We start from the raw sequence: 14,085 nt of genomic DNA, 5'->3' as shown, positions 1-14,085 counted from the left end.
CCGGCCCTGAATTGGGGAGAGACAAAGTGCTACGGAAGCGTGCGCCTTGAACCCGATCCTTAGAACTTCCCGGGGAGATGGGGGGCTGTTCCGTTCAGCTCCACTGGGATCGGGCCCGTCGGCTACGGTTTTCAATATCGCTTCGGTTTGGGGCGGATCGTTGACCATCGCGCGGAGCGAATTTGACCATGTCGTGGAATTTCGATGCCAACGCGTGGCTGCACCGATGCCGACGAACGCCGCCCGCAAGCGGTGCACTGCTCGAGACCATGCTGGCGACGGCGCAGAAGCAACGCGCTCGGCGGCCAGCTCTCCGCAGAAAAGTCGCCGAGCGCAACAAACAACCACGGCCGGTTCCCCCGCAGGTCTTGCCCTATAGAGCTCTGCCCCTCCGTTGCCCACGCGTCGCGCGGAGCATGCATGAGTACCGGTGCAGCCTTCCTGCGGCACCAATGCTGCCCATCGCAGACAATTTGAACCTTGTGACGCTTGAAATCGTCTGCAGTCGGGGCAATCATGAAACTATCGTGACAGGGAGGCTCCATTGAGCGATTCTGAACCGATAGTTTTCAGCCCGCCGCGCGCGGGCTCTGCGCGTGGGCCTCAGGGTGCGAGCCAAAGCACCGATGCCCAGCGCCACACCGTTTTCACCCGCCAGGAACTTACCGCCATTCTCGACGTCTACGGCCGCAAGGTCGCCTCAGGCGAATGGCGCGACTACGCGATCGATCTGGGGCGCGACATGGCGGTGTTTAGCGTCTTCCGCCGTTCCAGCGAAGTGCCGATCTATCGCATCGAGAAAAATCCGAAGCTGGCGCGCAAGCAGGGCGCTTACAGCGTCATCGCAGCCACCGGCCTCATCCTGAAGCGCGGCCACGAACTGAAGCGCGTGCTGGCGGTGCTGGAGAGCAAACCACGGTTGGTGATCGCCTAATCGGTCGCGCAGATTCTGAAGTAATCATCCAACGTCATCCCGACGAAGGTCGGGAACCACGCAACGTTGCGCGGAACAAACATCAGCTCATTGCGCGGCGGCTGGCGGGATGTCGGCCTGCGCCGGCACGACGACCGACACCGTGCCGACCCTTCCCCCAAAACAAAAAGGGCCCCGGATCGCTCCGAGGCCCTCATTTTATTTGTTAGCCGCGACTCCCCAGCGGGGAGCCGGCCGCGGCCAACTATTACTCGCGGTTACCGAACAGGTTCAGAAGCATCATGAACATGTTGATGAAGTCGAGGTAGAGGCTCAGCGCGCCCATGATGGCGCTCTTGGCCGCAAGCTCGGCATTGCCGGCAACCTGGAAGTAGGTGTCCTTGATGCGCTGAGTGTCATAGGCGGTGAGGCCGGCGAACACGAGAACACCGATCGCAGACACAGCGAACTGAAGCGCGCTGGACTGCAGGAAGATGTTCACGATCGACGCGAGAATGATACCGATGAGGCCCATGAACAGGAAGGAGCCCCAGCCGGAGATGTCACGCTTCGTCGTGTAGCCCCACAGGCTGAGCGCGCCGAACGTCGCTGCGGTGATGAAGAAGATCTGCGTGATCGACTGGCCGGTGAAGACCAGAAAGATCGACGACAGAGAAACACCCATCACAGCTGCGAACAGCCAGAACGTGGCCTGAGCTGCACCAACGCTCATCTTCTCAACCCGGAAGGAGAGGAAGAAGACGAACGCGAGCGGAGCAAGCATCACAACCCACTTCAGCGGCGAAGCATAAAGCGCCTGACCGAGCGGGGTGAGCTGGCCGCCGGAAACGGCGAGCGAGTAAGTGAGGTAGGCCGCGATGCCCGTCAGCGCCACGCCCGCCGCCATATAGTTGTAGACGCCGAGCATGTAGGAGCGCAGGCCTTCGTCTATGCCGGCCCGGTTCTGGGCGGAATAGCCGGATGTCGCGTACCTGTTGTCGAGCTGAGCCATATGTATATCCCTGAAGATTCGTCTGATCTGGCGATTTTAGCCAAATCCTGTTTCGAAATATGCTCTGTCAACGCGTCTCTTTCAAGACATGCAATGGGTTCAGCAGCCCGCTGACGAAGAATTTATCAGCACCGATATTACTTGATATTCATCAAGTCTTTACTCGGACCTGAGGTAAGGCACAGGCGGTGCTCTCAGTACCGCCCAAGTGCCTGCGCTGCCGAAGATAAACACCAGCGCCATCGACAATCCCAGCGCCAGCCCGACAGCACCCAGCGAGAAGCTGAAACTCACTTTCATGATCTGAGTCACAACCAGTGCGGCGGCAATACTGCCAACAACAGCCGCCACCAGCGCCGTCACCGTGGCCAGCACCAGATATTCGGCGAAGTGAGCGGTCAGAATGCGCCGGCGAGTAGCACCCAGCGTTTTCAGGATCACCGCTTCAAGGATGCGCCGCCGCTGAGCCGTCGCCAAAGCGCCCGCCAGCACCAGCGCACCGGCCAGCAGCGTCAGACTGCCCGCGCCGCGCACCGCTGTCATCACCTGGGTGAAGATCGACCCCACCTTGGACAGCATGTCCTTCACGCGGATGGCCGTCACTGACGGGTAGTCATGCCCCATCGCCCGCATCGCCGCGTTTTCAGCCGCCGGCGAGGTATTTTCCGGCAGCGTCACCGTCGCCAGCAGGTTATGCGGCGCACCCGCCAGTGTATTGGGCGAGAACACCATCACGAAGTTGATCGACAGATTTTCCCATTTCACCGCACGGGTGCTGGCGATCTTGGCGGTCACGTTGCGGCCCAGCACGTTGACCGTAACTTCATCGCCGATCTTCAGCCCCAGCTTCTCAGCCAGCCGCGCTTCGAATGAAACCAGCGGTTCGCCCGCGTAATCCTTTGGCCACCACTCGCCATCCACCAGCCGCGAGCCCTTCGGCACTTCCTCCGAATAGGAAAGCCCGCGATCGCCGTTCAGCACCCATTCGTCTTCGGGCGCAAGCTTGAACTCCTCGACCGGCTTGTCCTTCAGCCGCACCAGCCGCCCGCGCAACATCGGTTCTGCATCCACCACCGTTCCCGGCAGATTTTCCTTCAGCAGCGCATCCACCGCCGCCATGTCGTCCTTCGGCACGTCGATCATGAAATAATCCGGCGCCCGCGTCGGCAAACCATCCTGCAGCTCGCGCACCAGCGATGCATCCGCCAGCGCCACCGCCACCAGCAGCGACAGACCCGCACCCAGTGACAGCACCACCGAACGCGTCAGACCACCCGGCGCACCGATGTTCGCAATCGCCAGCGCCAGCTCCGGCTGCCGTGGACGACGTACACGCCGCGCGGCCCACGTAATCGCAACGCCCTGTGCATGGAACACCGCGAACACCACGATCAGCCCGCCGATAAACGAAAACGCGATGCGCGTTGAATCCGATGTCAGCAGCGCAAACCCGGCCAGCGCCAGTGCAATGGCGAATGTCGCCGCCATCATCGTCGCCGATGGCCAGCGCTTGTCCGGCGCCACCTCATCGCGAAACAGCATCGACGCGCTCACGCGTTCCACCCGGCCCAGCGGCCACAGCGTGAACAGCAGTGCCACACCGAATCCGTACACCAGCGCCGTCACGATGCTCAGCGTCGAAACACTCATCTTCGCTTCGATAGGCAGCAGCCCGCCGAACAGAGCGTTGAGCCCATAGGGCAGCAGCAATCCCAGCACCAGGCCGATCACAACGCCAACAGCCGCAACCGCCAGAACCTCGACCAGAAAGATGCCCAGCACCATGCGACTGGTCGCGCCGATGCTCTTCATCGTTGCGATCACCTTGCGGCGCTTGTCGATGAACGTCGCCACCGCGTTGGCGATGCCGACACCGCCGACCAGCAACGCCGTCAGTCCGATGAAGGTGAGGAACTCGCGTAGCCGATCCAGCGTACGGCTGATGCGAGGCGACGGCTCGCGGCGGTCCATCACCGTGAACCCAGCTTCCGGCAACATCGCCTCGATCTTCGGTTTCATACCCGCCAGCGCGGCGTCCGAAACGTTGCCGTCTTCCAGCTTCACCGCGTAGCGCCAACGCACCAGCGTGCCCGGCTTCAGCAGCTCAGATTGTTCCAGCGTTGCATCTGAAATGAAAACACGCGGCCCGAACGTCAGCCTGTCCGTCAGCCCGTCAGGCTCCGCCTTCAGTGCGCTCGCAATCTTCAGCTTAATCGCGCCGATTTCGATCTCGTCGCCAACCTTCAGCTTCAGCCGTTCCAGCAGCGTCGGATCAACCACCGCGCCTTCGCTGAGGGCCTCGTATAGTTCGCGCCCGTCTTCCAGCTCCACTTCGCCCACCAGCGGATAGGCTTCATCGACGGATTTCAGCTCCGCCAACGCCTGGTCACCGCCATCGGGCCGCCGCGCCATCGTGCGCATGGTGGCGGTTTCGCTCACCCAGCCAAGGCTGTCTATCTTCTCACGCTCTTCGCCTTGCGAGCGTTCATGCGTGCGCGTCAGCGTCAGGTCGCCACCGAGCAACGCTTCACCCTGACTTTCAAAGCCGGTGCGCAGTGCATCCGAAACCGCGCCAACGCCGGTGATCACCATCACGCCCAGCGCCACGCAGGCGATGAAAATGCGAAAGCCCGAGATGCCCGAGCGCAACTCACGTGCGGCGATGCCGAACAAAAGCGGCAGTGTGCGCCGCCGCGCGCCGATGGGCGCAACCAAAGTTTCAGTGGCCGTCACGCGAGCGCCGCCTCCCGTTCACGTTCGATGCGGCCGTCGGCCATGTAGATGATGCGGTCGCACGCTTCCGCCAGCTTCTCGTCGTGCGTCACTAAGATCAGCGTTGATTTGCGGCGCTGCTGCAGACCGAACAGAAGATCGACCACGGTGCTGCCGGTGCTGCGATCCAGATTTCCTGTCGGCTCATCCGCCAACACAAGCTTCGGCTTGCGCGATAGCGCACGCGCAATGGCCACGCGCTGCTGCTCACCACCAGAAAGCTGCGCCGGATAATGATCCATGCGATGGCCCAGCCCCACCTCTTCCAGCAGCGCTCGCGCGGTATTCTGTGCGTCGCGATCACCAGCGAATTCCAGCGGCAGCGCGGCATTTTCCAGCGCCGTCATCGTCGGCACGAGGTGAAATGACTGGAACACAATGCCGATTTCCGCGCCGCGGATCAGCGCCAGCTCATCTTCGCTCAAGCCCGAAAGATCATGCCCCGCCACGCTCACCTTGCCCGAGGTTGCGCGCTCAAGCCCGGCCATCACCATCAGCAGCGACGTCTTGCCCGAGCCCGATGGCCCGACAATCGCCAGCGACTGCCCGCTTCGCGCCTTGAGATCGACATCACGCAGGATTGATACAGGCCCGGCGCGCGTTGGCAGCGTAAGGCACACCTTTTCAAGAGCCACGATGGGGGTAACGATGGGTTGGGTCACAGTTTGGTCCGTTGGCGGTTGATGGGCGTGCCACACTTGTCTCAGCTTGAGGGCGCCTTTACGTCATAGGGTCGCTAAGGCCCGTACGTTGTCGAGGAGCAGCAAGACCGATGCAGAAAAGACATAACGTAACGGCGGAGAGAATTCCGGCTGTCGGTCAGGTGGTGTCGACGGCGATCATCGTCAACATGCTGATGGCCATCATGCTTTTCGCATCGAGCTTACAGGCCAACGCAGCCGACGATAACAAGCCAATACACATCGCTGCATTCGGCGACAGCCTCACCTCCGGCTATGGCGTCCGGCCGACCGACGCGTTTCCCGTGCAGCTCCAGAAGCACCTCAAGGCGCGCGGCCATAACGTCACCATCAGCAACGGCGGCGTTGCCGGCGACACCACTGCGGCGGGTCTTGCGCGCATCGACTGGACCATCGGCGATGATGTTGATGCCGTCATCGTCGAACTCGGCGCCAACGACGCGCTGCGTGGCATCGATCCCAAGGTGACGCGCGAGAACCTGCAGAAAATTCTGAGCGCTCTTGCCGGGCGCAATCTACCCGTGCTGCTCACCGGCATGCGCTCGCCCGCGAACTGGGGCGAAACCTACTCCGATGACTTCGACGCCATCTTCCCGGAACTGGCGAAGGAGCACAGTCTTCTGTTCTATCCATTCTTCCTCGACGGCGTCATTCTCGACGTGAAGCTGAATCAGAAGGATGGCATGCATCCCAACGGTAAGGGCGTCGCCGAAATTGTCCGCCGCATCACACCTTCCGTTGAGGAATTGATCGGCAAGGTCAAAGCGCAACGCGCCGCCGAGAAAAGTTGAAAGGTCAGTGCCATGCCACGCCTGTTCACGGGCATCGAAATTCCCCCCGAGATCCGGGAGGAAATTGCCCGGCTGAAACATCCGCTTCCTGGCGGCTGCCGCTGGACCGAACCCGATAACCTGCACCTGACGCTGCGTTTTGTCGGCGATATCGAACCGCCGCAGGCGATGGAATTTTCCGATAATCTTGAATCCATCGACCTCGACGCATTCGAATTGCGGCTGTCAGGTCTTGGCGTTTTTGGCGGCAACGAACCGCGCTCGATCTGGGCCGGAGTTGAGGATTCAGCTCCGCTCGAAGCTTTGGCCCGTGCCAATGACCGCGCGGCCCGTTCCGCCGGCCTGCCGCCCGATGGCCGCCCGTTCAAGGCGCACGTCACCCTGGCGCGATTGAAATACGCCAGCTCCGATGACATCGCCCGCGTGTTGCAACGGCTTGGCGCCTTCCGCACGCGCCCCTTTATTGTCTCGCGCTTCGTGCTCTATTCCGCCAAGCCAAACACTGGCGGCGGTCCCTACGCCGTCGAGGAAGCATTCAACCTGCGCGGCGGCGAATACGCTACCGACCTCGACCTCGATTACAGCTGGTAAGCCCGGTAGCGCTGCTCCGGCCGGCAGAAAAACGCACAACATTCCAAAAGCAAAAGGGCCGCTTCATGAGCGGCCCTTTGCATATCCGGTAATCGGCCAGCTCGCCGATCAGGACCATGATCGCTTCGGACCCTATCAGTCCGAAGCGTGAATCATCGGTCTAAACAAAAACCTGGAGCAGCATCGCGATTGTTCCAATCGCGATCGCTCTAGGTATTCATCGACGAGAAGAATTCGCCGTTGGTCTTGGTCGACTTCAGCTTGTCGATAAGGAATTCGATGCCATCCATCGTACCCATCGGGTTGAGGATACGGCGCAGCACGTAAACCTTCTTGAGCTGATCCTTCGGCACCAGCAGGTCTTCCTTGCGCGTGCCGGAACGGGCAACGTCGATGGCCGGGAACACGCGCTTGTCGGAAACCTTGCGGTCCAGGATGATTTCCGAGTTACCGGTGCCCTTGAACTCTTCGAAGATCACTTCGTCCATGCGCGAGCCGGTATCGACCAGAGCCGTGGCGATGATCGTCAGCGAGCCACCTTCTTCGATGTTACGGGCCGCACCGAAGAAGCGCTTCGGGCGCTGCAGCGCGTTGGAGTCAACACCGCCGGTCAGCACCTTGCCGGAGGACGGCACGACCGTGTTGTAGGCGCGGCCGAGACGGGTGATGGAGTCCAGCAGGATCACCACGTCGCGCTTGTGCTCGACGAGGCGCTTGGCCTTCTCGATCACCATTTCCGAAACCTGCACGTGGCGGGACGGCGGCTCGTCGAAGGTCGACGAAATCACTTCGCCCTTCACCGAGCGCTGCATGTCCGTCACTTCCTCCGGGCGCTCGTCGATGAGCAGCACGATGAGGTAGCACTCGGGATGGTTCTTGGTGATGGAGTGGGCGATGTTCTGCAGCAGCACCGTTTTACCGGTGCGCGGCGGGGCGACGATCAGAGCGCGCTGGCCCTTGCCGAGCGGTGCAACGATATCGATCACCCGCGGCGACAGATCCTTTACGGTCGGATCTTCCGTCTCCAGCTTCAGCCACTGGGTTGGATAGAGCGGCGTGAGGTTGTCGAAGTGGATCTTGTGCTTGGTTGCTTCCGGTTCTTCGAAGTTGATCTTGTTGACCTTGAGCAGCGCGAAGTAGCGCTCGCCATCCTTCGGAGACCGGATCTGGCCCTCGACCGTATCGCCGGTACGCAGCGCAAAGCGGCGGATCTGTGAGGGCGACACATATATATCGTCAGGACCCGGCAGATAGTTCGCTTCAGGCGAACGCAGGAAGCCGAACCCGTCCTGAAGAACTTCAACAACGCCGGTGCCGGTGATTTCGATGTCTTTGGCCGCGAGCTGCTTCAGGGTCGCAAACATCAGCTCCTGCTTGCGCAGGGTCGACGCATTTTCAACGCCATTTTCTTCAGCAAAGCTCAGCAGCTCGGTCGGAGACTTGAGCTTCAGGTCTTCGAGCTTCATTTCCATTTGGTGTATGGCTCCGGGGGCCACGGCTGTTGAGGCGGGAATTGGTCAATGAGAAGGTAAGCCGGGCCGGAAAAACTGGGGAATTTATTAGATTGTGGCCAGCGCCACTGGCGGTCGGCCATGCCCTTGGATGAGCATTGGCGACCAACTCACAGGCCTGAGCGGCCCCGAGTCGATGCGGATTTCATGCAAGTTATATCAGAGAGAAAAGCAAGAGAAAAGCGTCTGTGACAAGATTTCGGTCAGAATGGCTTCAGAACCACCAGCAGAACGATCGCTATAAGGAAGAGCGTCGGGACCTCGTTGGCGATCCGGTAGAAGCGCGCCGGATGGGTATTGTTGTCCGCCGCGAACTCCCGCTGCCACCGGCTCAGGGCCCCCTGAAAGCCTGACAGCAGAAATACCAGCAGCAGCTTGATGTGCAGCCAGGGCTCGCTGAAAGCCCCCATCAGGTAGGCCAACCAGGGCCCCGTGATCCACACCACCAGCATCGCCGGGGTCATGATGGCGGTCAGCAGCCGATATTCCATCACCTTGAAGGTCTCAGAAAGCTGCGAGCCGGCCGGCGCATCGGCATGATAAACGAACAGCCTCGGCAGATAGAAAAGCCCCGCGAACCAGGCGATCACAGCCATGATGTGCAGGGCCTTCAGCCAAAGCATCGTCAGGTGCCTCCGCGAACCAGCTCAACCAGCCGCGCCACATGCTCGGGCGGCGTCTGCGGAACAATCCCGTGGCCGAGATTGAAAATCGCCGGCACGTCGCGCAACGCCTCAAGGGTTTCCGCGATCCGGTCCTCCAGCGCCTGGCCACCGCTGACCAGCAGCAACGGGTCGAGATTGCCCTGCACCGTCACGCCGGCGAACTCCGCCAGCGCCCGCATCTGGCCCAGCGGCATCGCCGTATCGCATCCCAAACCGTCGACTTTTGTAGCCAAAACATAATCTTCCGCGTTCAGGCCCGCCCCGCGCGGAAACCCGATGATCGGCACATCCGGGTGCCGACGCTTCAGCTCTGAAACGATTCTCACCGTCGGCGCTACCACCCACGCCTGGAATTCCCCATCCGGGAGATTTCCTGCCCAACTATCGAATATCTGCAGGGCATCAGCGCCAGCCTTCACCTGGCCGTCGAGATATTCGATCGAGGTCTCGACCACGATGTCGATCAGCCGGGTAAACGCTTCCCGGTCTCGATAGGCAAACATCCGCGCCGCCGCCTGATCCGACGATCCGCGCCCGCCGACCATGTACGTCGCCACCGTCCATGGCGCGCCACAGAAGCCGATCAGCGCCACCTCGGCAGGCAGATCCTGCCGCAACCGCGCAACCGTTTCGTACACGCGGCCGAACTTTTCGCCCGTTGCCGCCGGATTGAGCTGTCCAAGGCCGGCATCATCCGTAATCGGATCAAGACACGGACCCTCGCCTTCGAGAAATCGCACTTGCTGGCCCAGCGCATCGGGCACCACCAGAATATCCGAAAACAGGATCGCAGCATCGAAGCCGTAACGGCGGATCGGCTGCAACGTCACCTCGGTTGCCAGCGCCGGGTTGTAGCAGAGATTCAGGAATCCACCTGCGGTGGCGCGAACCTCCCGATACTCCGGCAGGTAGCGTCCTGCCTGACGCATCAGCCAGATGGGCGGTGGCCAGACGGCCTCGCCTGCGAGAGCCTTCAGCAGCTTGCGGTTGGGCTTGATGGAGGTGTCGGGGTGTGCGGGTGCACTCATCTCTACTTAAACCAATCTAGAATCTGAGACTCTTATTTTTATTCTTCTTACCTCAGGGGGTTTCGAGGATTAGCCTGTTGTCCTAGCCTAATCCTCGGCTCGCGCACAGGGGCGCAGCTTCACCGCTCTATCTGGTGTCTCGTCGGATAGCAAAGCCACTAGGGCCGCTGAATGCTTCTCAAAACAATGGCATGGCCGCCGACAGGGATCTGCAAGTGGCGCGTCCTACCTGTTGAGAGATGCTGGACGAGACGCCAAGAAAGTTTCAATCCTCAGGGAGAGACAGCTATCACGTCCAGCAATCCCGGTTCCGGCTGTTGTGAGCCATATCGTGGATGAGTGGGTTAGGCCGGGGTAGGATCGCCATCGGTTGTATCGGCTCACTGGATAACACGGCACCTTATCAACAATCCGTCCCGCGGAACGCCAAGGTCATGACGGCCAGTTTGCCGAGCTTCTTTCATCTGCATCTCGTTTCGGATTCCACCGGCGAGACGCTGACGACGATCGCCAAGGCGGTCTCGGTGCAGTACGCGCTGGTGCGCCCGATCGAGCACGTGCATCCGCTTGTGCGCACCCCGCGTCAGTTGAAACGGGTGCTGCAGGAAATCGAGCAGACGCCGGGCATCGTGCTCTACACGATCACCAACCGCGAGCTGTCCGAGGAACTGGAACGCCGCTGCGTCGAGCTGAAAATTCCCTGCCTTGCCGTGCTGCATCCCATCATGCAGGTGCTGGAAAGTTATCTCGGTGCGCCGCGCACGCCGACAGTTGCCGGCCAGCACGTTCTCGACGCCGATTACTTCCGACGCATCGATGCGCTCAACTTCACCACGGCGCATGACGATGGGCATCTGCCCGAAAACATGAATGATGCCGACATCGTTGTGCTCGGCATCTCGCGCACATCCAAAACGCCCACCAGCATTTATCTTGCCCAGCGCGGCTACAAGACCACCAACCTGCCGCTGGTGCCTTCGATCCCGCTGCCGGAACGGCTGATGAAACCGCACTCCGCGTTCGTCGTGTGTCTGGTTGCCAGCCCCGATCGCATTGCCGAAGTGCGCCGTCAGCGCGCAATCATGATGGGCGACCGCAACCTTGGCGAATACGTCGATCGCGACCGCATCACCGCCGAGATTGCCTATTCACGCCGGATCTGCGCGCAACAGGGTTGGCCCATCATTGATGTGACGCGCCGCTCGGTTGAAGAATCGGCGGCGCAGATCCTGCGGCTGCTGCACGATCGTCAAACCCCTAAGAAAGCAGAGACAAAAGATGCCAGCGACGGCTAACGCCCATCAGATCGTACTTGCATCCGGCAGCCGCGCCCGGCGTGAAATGCTGGCGGCCGCCGGTGTCCCGTTCACGGTGCTGCCGGCCGACGTCGATGAGCCCGCAATCCGCGATCGGCTTTTCCGCGAAAACCCTTCCATCACGCCGCAGCACATCGCCGAAGTGCTGGCGACTGCGAAGGCCGAGGAAGTCAGCGCCCGCTGCCCCGGCGCTTTTGTCATCGGTGCTGATCAGGTGCTGGCGCTGGGCGTTGAGCTGCTGAGCAAGGCGCCGAACATGGAGCTAGCGCGCGAAACACTGAAGCGTCTGCGCGGACGATCGCACGTTTTGCATTCGGCCGTCGTGTTTGCCGAAAACGGCAAGGTCACCTGGCGCCATGTTGGCGCGGCCCGGCTCACGATGCGCAATTTCTCCGACCCGTTCCTTGAGGACTACCTGCTGCGCGCCGGCGAGAAGGTTACGCAGTCGGTCGGCGGTTATGAGCTCGAAGGCCAGGGCGTTCAGCTCTTTGAGCGCATCGACGGCGATTACTTCACAATTCTTGGTCTGCCGTTGCTTGAAGTTCTGGCCGAATTGCGCGGCCGCGGGAAACTTGAGGCATGAAGCGCGCCTGCGTCATCGGCTGGCCGATTGAACATTCGCGATCGCCGCTGATCCACGGCTACTGGCTTGCCCAGCACGGCATCGACGGCAGCTATACCAAGGTTGCCGTTGCGCCCGACGACGTCGCGCAGTTTCTGCGCACCTTGCCGGAGCAGGGTTTCGTCGGCTGCAACGTTACGGTGCCGCATAAGGAAATCGCGTTTTCCATCGCTGAAGAGGTTGAGGAAGCCGCGCGCGTTGTCGGTGCGGCCAACACGTTGTGGCTGGAGGGCGATCGGCTGTTCGCCACCAACACCGACACCTACGGCTACATGACCTACCTATCCCATGTGGTGCCGGACTGGCTCGCCCATGATGGTCCGGTTTGCATTCTGGGTGCGGGCGGTGCCGCGCGCGCCATCGTTTATGGCTTCCTTGAAACCGGCGTTGAGGAAGTTCGCGTCTTCAACCGCACGCGTGAACGCGCTGAAGCCATTGCGGATCAATTCGGCCCGCGGGTCAAAGTGTTCGATTGGGATAATCGCAGCGATGCATCGCGCGATGCCTGCGTGCTGGTCAACACCACCGCCGTTGGTCTCAAGGGCAACGGCTCGCTTGGCATCGACTTTGCCGGCTTCAATCCCGATTGCGTGGTCAGCGACATTGTCTATGTGCCGTTGGAAACGCAGCTCATTGCCGATGCAAAAAGCGCTGGCTTGCGCACCGTGGATGGCCTGGGGATGTTGTTGCATCAGGCTGTGCCGGGGTTTGAGCGTTGGTTCGGTGTGCGCCCACAGGTAACCCCCGAACTGCGCCAGCGCATCATTGCCGACATCGAGGGCTGAAAATGCTGATCGTTGGGCTCACTGGCTCAATCGGTATGGGAAAATCCACCGCTGCTGCACACCTGCGGGCGCGTGGTCTGCCGGTGTTCGATGCCGACGCGGAAGTGCATGGCCTCTATGCCGGTGGAAAGGCTGTTGAACAGATTGAGCGCGCGTTTCCGGGCACGACCACACAGCAAGGTGTCGATCGCCAGCGTTTGAGTGCTGCCCTGCTCGCACATCCCCAGCGCATCCGCGAACTGGAGGCCATCGTTCATCCGCTCGTCCGCGAGGCCGAGCGCTCATTCCTGATCGCAGAAGCGCGTCGCGGCACGCCGATCGCGGTGCTGGAAATCCCGCTGCTGTTTGAATCCGGTGCTGACCGCATGGTGGATGCCGTTGTCGTGTTGTCGGCTCCGGCCGACGTGCAGCGCGAGCGTGTGCTGAAGCGCGGCGTGTCGCCGGAAAAGCTGGACGCGCTGCTTGCCCGCCAGATGCCCGATGCCGAAAAGCGTCAGCGCGCGGATTTTGTCGTGGACACCGGCGTCAGCGTTGAAGAAAGCCGGGCGACTTTGGATACAATCCTCGAAGCATTGCGCGCTCGGCACGGCGCTGCATTCAAACGCTTCTGGTCCGCCTGACCTTTTTTGATCTCAGCACCGAATTGGATCGTCCATGCGCGAAATCATCATGGATACGGAAACGACCGGATTCGATCCGCGCAAGGGCGACAAGCTGATCGAAATCGGCTGCATCGAGCTGGTCAATCGCATCCCGTCGGGGCGCGAATATCACTGCTTCATCAATCCGGAGCGCGATGTTCCGGCCGACGCGCAGGCGGTGCATGGCATCTCCACCGAGTTTCTGCTCGACAAGCCAGTCTTTCCGCTGGTGGCGCAGAGCTTTCTGGATTTCATCGCTGGCGATCCGCTCATCATTCACAACGCGCAGTTCGATATCGGCTTTCTGAACTTCGAACTGGGGCTGCACGGCTTTCCGCTGATCGCGCAGGATCGGGTGACGTGTACGTTGCAGCTTGCGCGTCGCCGTCATCCGGCAGGGCCGAATACGCTCGACGCCCTCTGTAAGCGCTACGGCATCGACAATTCGAAGCGCACCAAGCACGGCGCTCTGGTCGACTCGTTGCTGCTGGCGGAAGTTTACATCGAGCTGCTGGGCGTGCGGCAGGCGACGTTCGTCGATTTCGCTGCCGATGGCTCAGGTGCCGCTGGCGGTGAGGCGGCGACTTTCAGCGGTCAACGCAAAGCTGCGCAACGGCCGGCTCCGCTGGCTCCCCGGCTTGATGCGGCGATGGTCGAAGCCCATCTCGAATTTGTGAAGTCTATGGGCGAGAAGGCACTTTGGCGCCGCTATCTTGCTGTGTCGGAAGACGCTTAGT

General features: G+C 61.1%; 14 protein-coding genes. 8 read left to right on the top strand and 6 right to left on the bottom strand.

The window, feature by feature from the left end; all coding sequences use genetic code 11:
- Positions 1-544: 544 nt before the first annotated feature.
- Positions 545-934 carry a DUF2794 domain-containing protein gene (locus tag C6Y62_RS04055; RefSeq protein WP_068459768.1) on the top strand — a complete coding sequence of 130 codons (390 nt, stop codon included), beginning with the start codon at positions 545-547 and terminating at the stop codon, positions 932-934.
- Positions 935-1,181: 247 nt separating this feature from the next.
- Here C6Y62_RS04055 and C6Y62_RS04050 read toward each other — a convergent pair whose 3' ends face one another.
- The 3 genes from C6Y62_RS04050 to C6Y62_RS04040 form a co-directional block, all read right to left on the bottom strand.
- The gene (locus C6Y62_RS04050; protein ID WP_068459770.1) at positions 1,182-1,925 is read right to left on the bottom strand and encodes a Bax inhibitor-1/YccA family protein; all 744 of its coding nucleotides are present in this window, start codon (positions 1,923-1,925) and stop codon (positions 1,182-1,184) included.
- Between the two features lie 159 nt (positions 1,926-2,084).
- Positions 2,085-4,658 (bottom strand): ABC transporter permease, encoded by a 2,574-nt coding sequence (locus tag C6Y62_RS04045; RefSeq protein ID WP_338074303.1) that lies wholly within the window; start codon positions 4,656-4,658, stop codon positions 2,085-2,087.
- A complete protein-coding gene (locus tag C6Y62_RS04040) occupies positions 4,655-5,359 on the bottom strand; it encodes an ABC transporter ATP-binding protein (protein WP_338074304.1) in 705 nt (234 codons plus the stop codon). Before C6Y62_RS04040 ends, C6Y62_RS04045 begins: the two co-directional genes overlap by 4 nt.
- A gap of 110 nt (positions 5,360-5,469) precedes the next feature.
- Here C6Y62_RS04040 and C6Y62_RS04035 point away from each other — a divergent pair, with 110 nt between their 5' ends.
- Both C6Y62_RS04035 and thpR read left to right on the top strand, forming a co-directional pair.
- Positions 5,470-6,189 (top strand): arylesterase, encoded by a 720-nt coding sequence (locus C6Y62_RS04035; protein ID WP_246274271.1) that lies wholly within the window; start codon positions 5,470-5,472, stop codon positions 6,187-6,189.
- 12 nt (positions 6,190-6,201) lie between these two features.
- Entirely contained in the window at positions 6,202-6,780 is a 579-nt protein-coding gene (gene thpR / locus C6Y62_RS04030) for an RNA 2',3'-cyclic phosphodiesterase (protein ID WP_173952858.1), read from the top strand.
- A gap of 209 nt (positions 6,781-6,989) precedes the next feature.
- On the opposite strand, the gene rho is transcribed toward thpR, so the two are convergent.
- The 3 genes from rho to hemE form a co-directional block, all read right to left on the bottom strand.
- Complete coding sequence (gene rho / locus C6Y62_RS04025; protein ID WP_173953076.1) at positions 6,990-8,246, bottom strand: transcription termination factor Rho; 1,257 nt, start codon at positions 8,244-8,246, stop codon at positions 6,990-6,992.
- A gap of 248 nt (positions 8,247-8,494) precedes the next feature.
- Positions 8,495-8,914 carry a protoporphyrinogen oxidase HemJ gene (gene hemJ / locus C6Y62_RS04020; protein ID WP_173952857.1) on the bottom strand — a complete coding sequence of 140 codons (420 nt, stop codon included), beginning with the start codon at positions 8,912-8,914 and terminating at the stop codon, positions 8,495-8,497.
- Positions 8,915-8,916: 2 nt separating this feature from the next.
- On the bottom strand, positions 8,917-9,984 hold the full coding sequence (gene hemE / locus C6Y62_RS04015) for a uroporphyrinogen decarboxylase (protein ID WP_173952856.1): 1,068 nt from the start codon (positions 9,982-9,984) through the stop codon (positions 8,917-8,919).
- A gap of 434 nt (positions 9,985-10,418) precedes the next feature.
- Between hemE and C6Y62_RS04010 the strand changes: the two genes are divergently transcribed.
- From C6Y62_RS04010 to dnaQ, 5 genes are read left to right on the top strand one after another with little or no spacing between them, the layout of a single operon-like run.
- The gene (locus C6Y62_RS04010; RefSeq protein ID WP_157066781.1) at positions 10,419-11,279 is read left to right on the top strand and encodes a pyruvate, water dikinase regulatory protein; all 861 of its coding nucleotides are present in this window, start codon (positions 10,419-10,421) and stop codon (positions 11,277-11,279) included.
- Complete coding sequence (locus tag C6Y62_RS04005) at positions 11,263-11,883, top strand: Maf family protein (protein ID WP_068463026.1); 621 nt, start codon at positions 11,263-11,265, stop codon at positions 11,881-11,883. The genes C6Y62_RS04010 and C6Y62_RS04005 overlap by 17 nt, the downstream gene beginning before the upstream one ends.
- The gene (locus C6Y62_RS04000) at positions 11,880-12,707 is read left to right on the top strand and encodes a shikimate dehydrogenase (RefSeq protein WP_173952855.1); all 828 of its coding nucleotides are present in this window, start codon (positions 11,880-11,882) and stop codon (positions 12,705-12,707) included. The genes C6Y62_RS04005 and C6Y62_RS04000 overlap by 4 nt, the downstream gene beginning before the upstream one ends.
- Before the next feature lie 2 nt (positions 12,708-12,709).
- Complete coding sequence (gene coaE / locus C6Y62_RS03995; RefSeq protein WP_173952854.1) at positions 12,710-13,327, top strand: dephospho-CoA kinase; 618 nt, start codon at positions 12,710-12,712, stop codon at positions 13,325-13,327.
- Positions 13,328-13,361: 34 nt separating this feature from the next.
- Positions 13,362-14,084 carry a DNA polymerase III subunit epsilon gene (dnaQ, locus tag C6Y62_RS03990; protein ID WP_173952853.1) on the top strand — a complete coding sequence of 241 codons (723 nt, stop codon included), beginning with the start codon at positions 13,362-13,364 and terminating at the stop codon, positions 14,082-14,084.
- Position 14,085: the final 1 nt, after the last annotated feature.

This window comes from Hyphomicrobium sulfonivorans (genome assembly GCF_013306565.1).
In the GTDB taxonomy this organism is placed as follows: Bacteria; Pseudomonadota; Alphaproteobacteria; order Rhizobiales; family Hyphomicrobiaceae; genus Hyphomicrobium_A; species Hyphomicrobium_A sulfonivorans.
The sequence above is the reverse complement of the archived record's forward strand: the minus strand, read 5'-3'. Positions and strand labels throughout refer to the sequence as shown.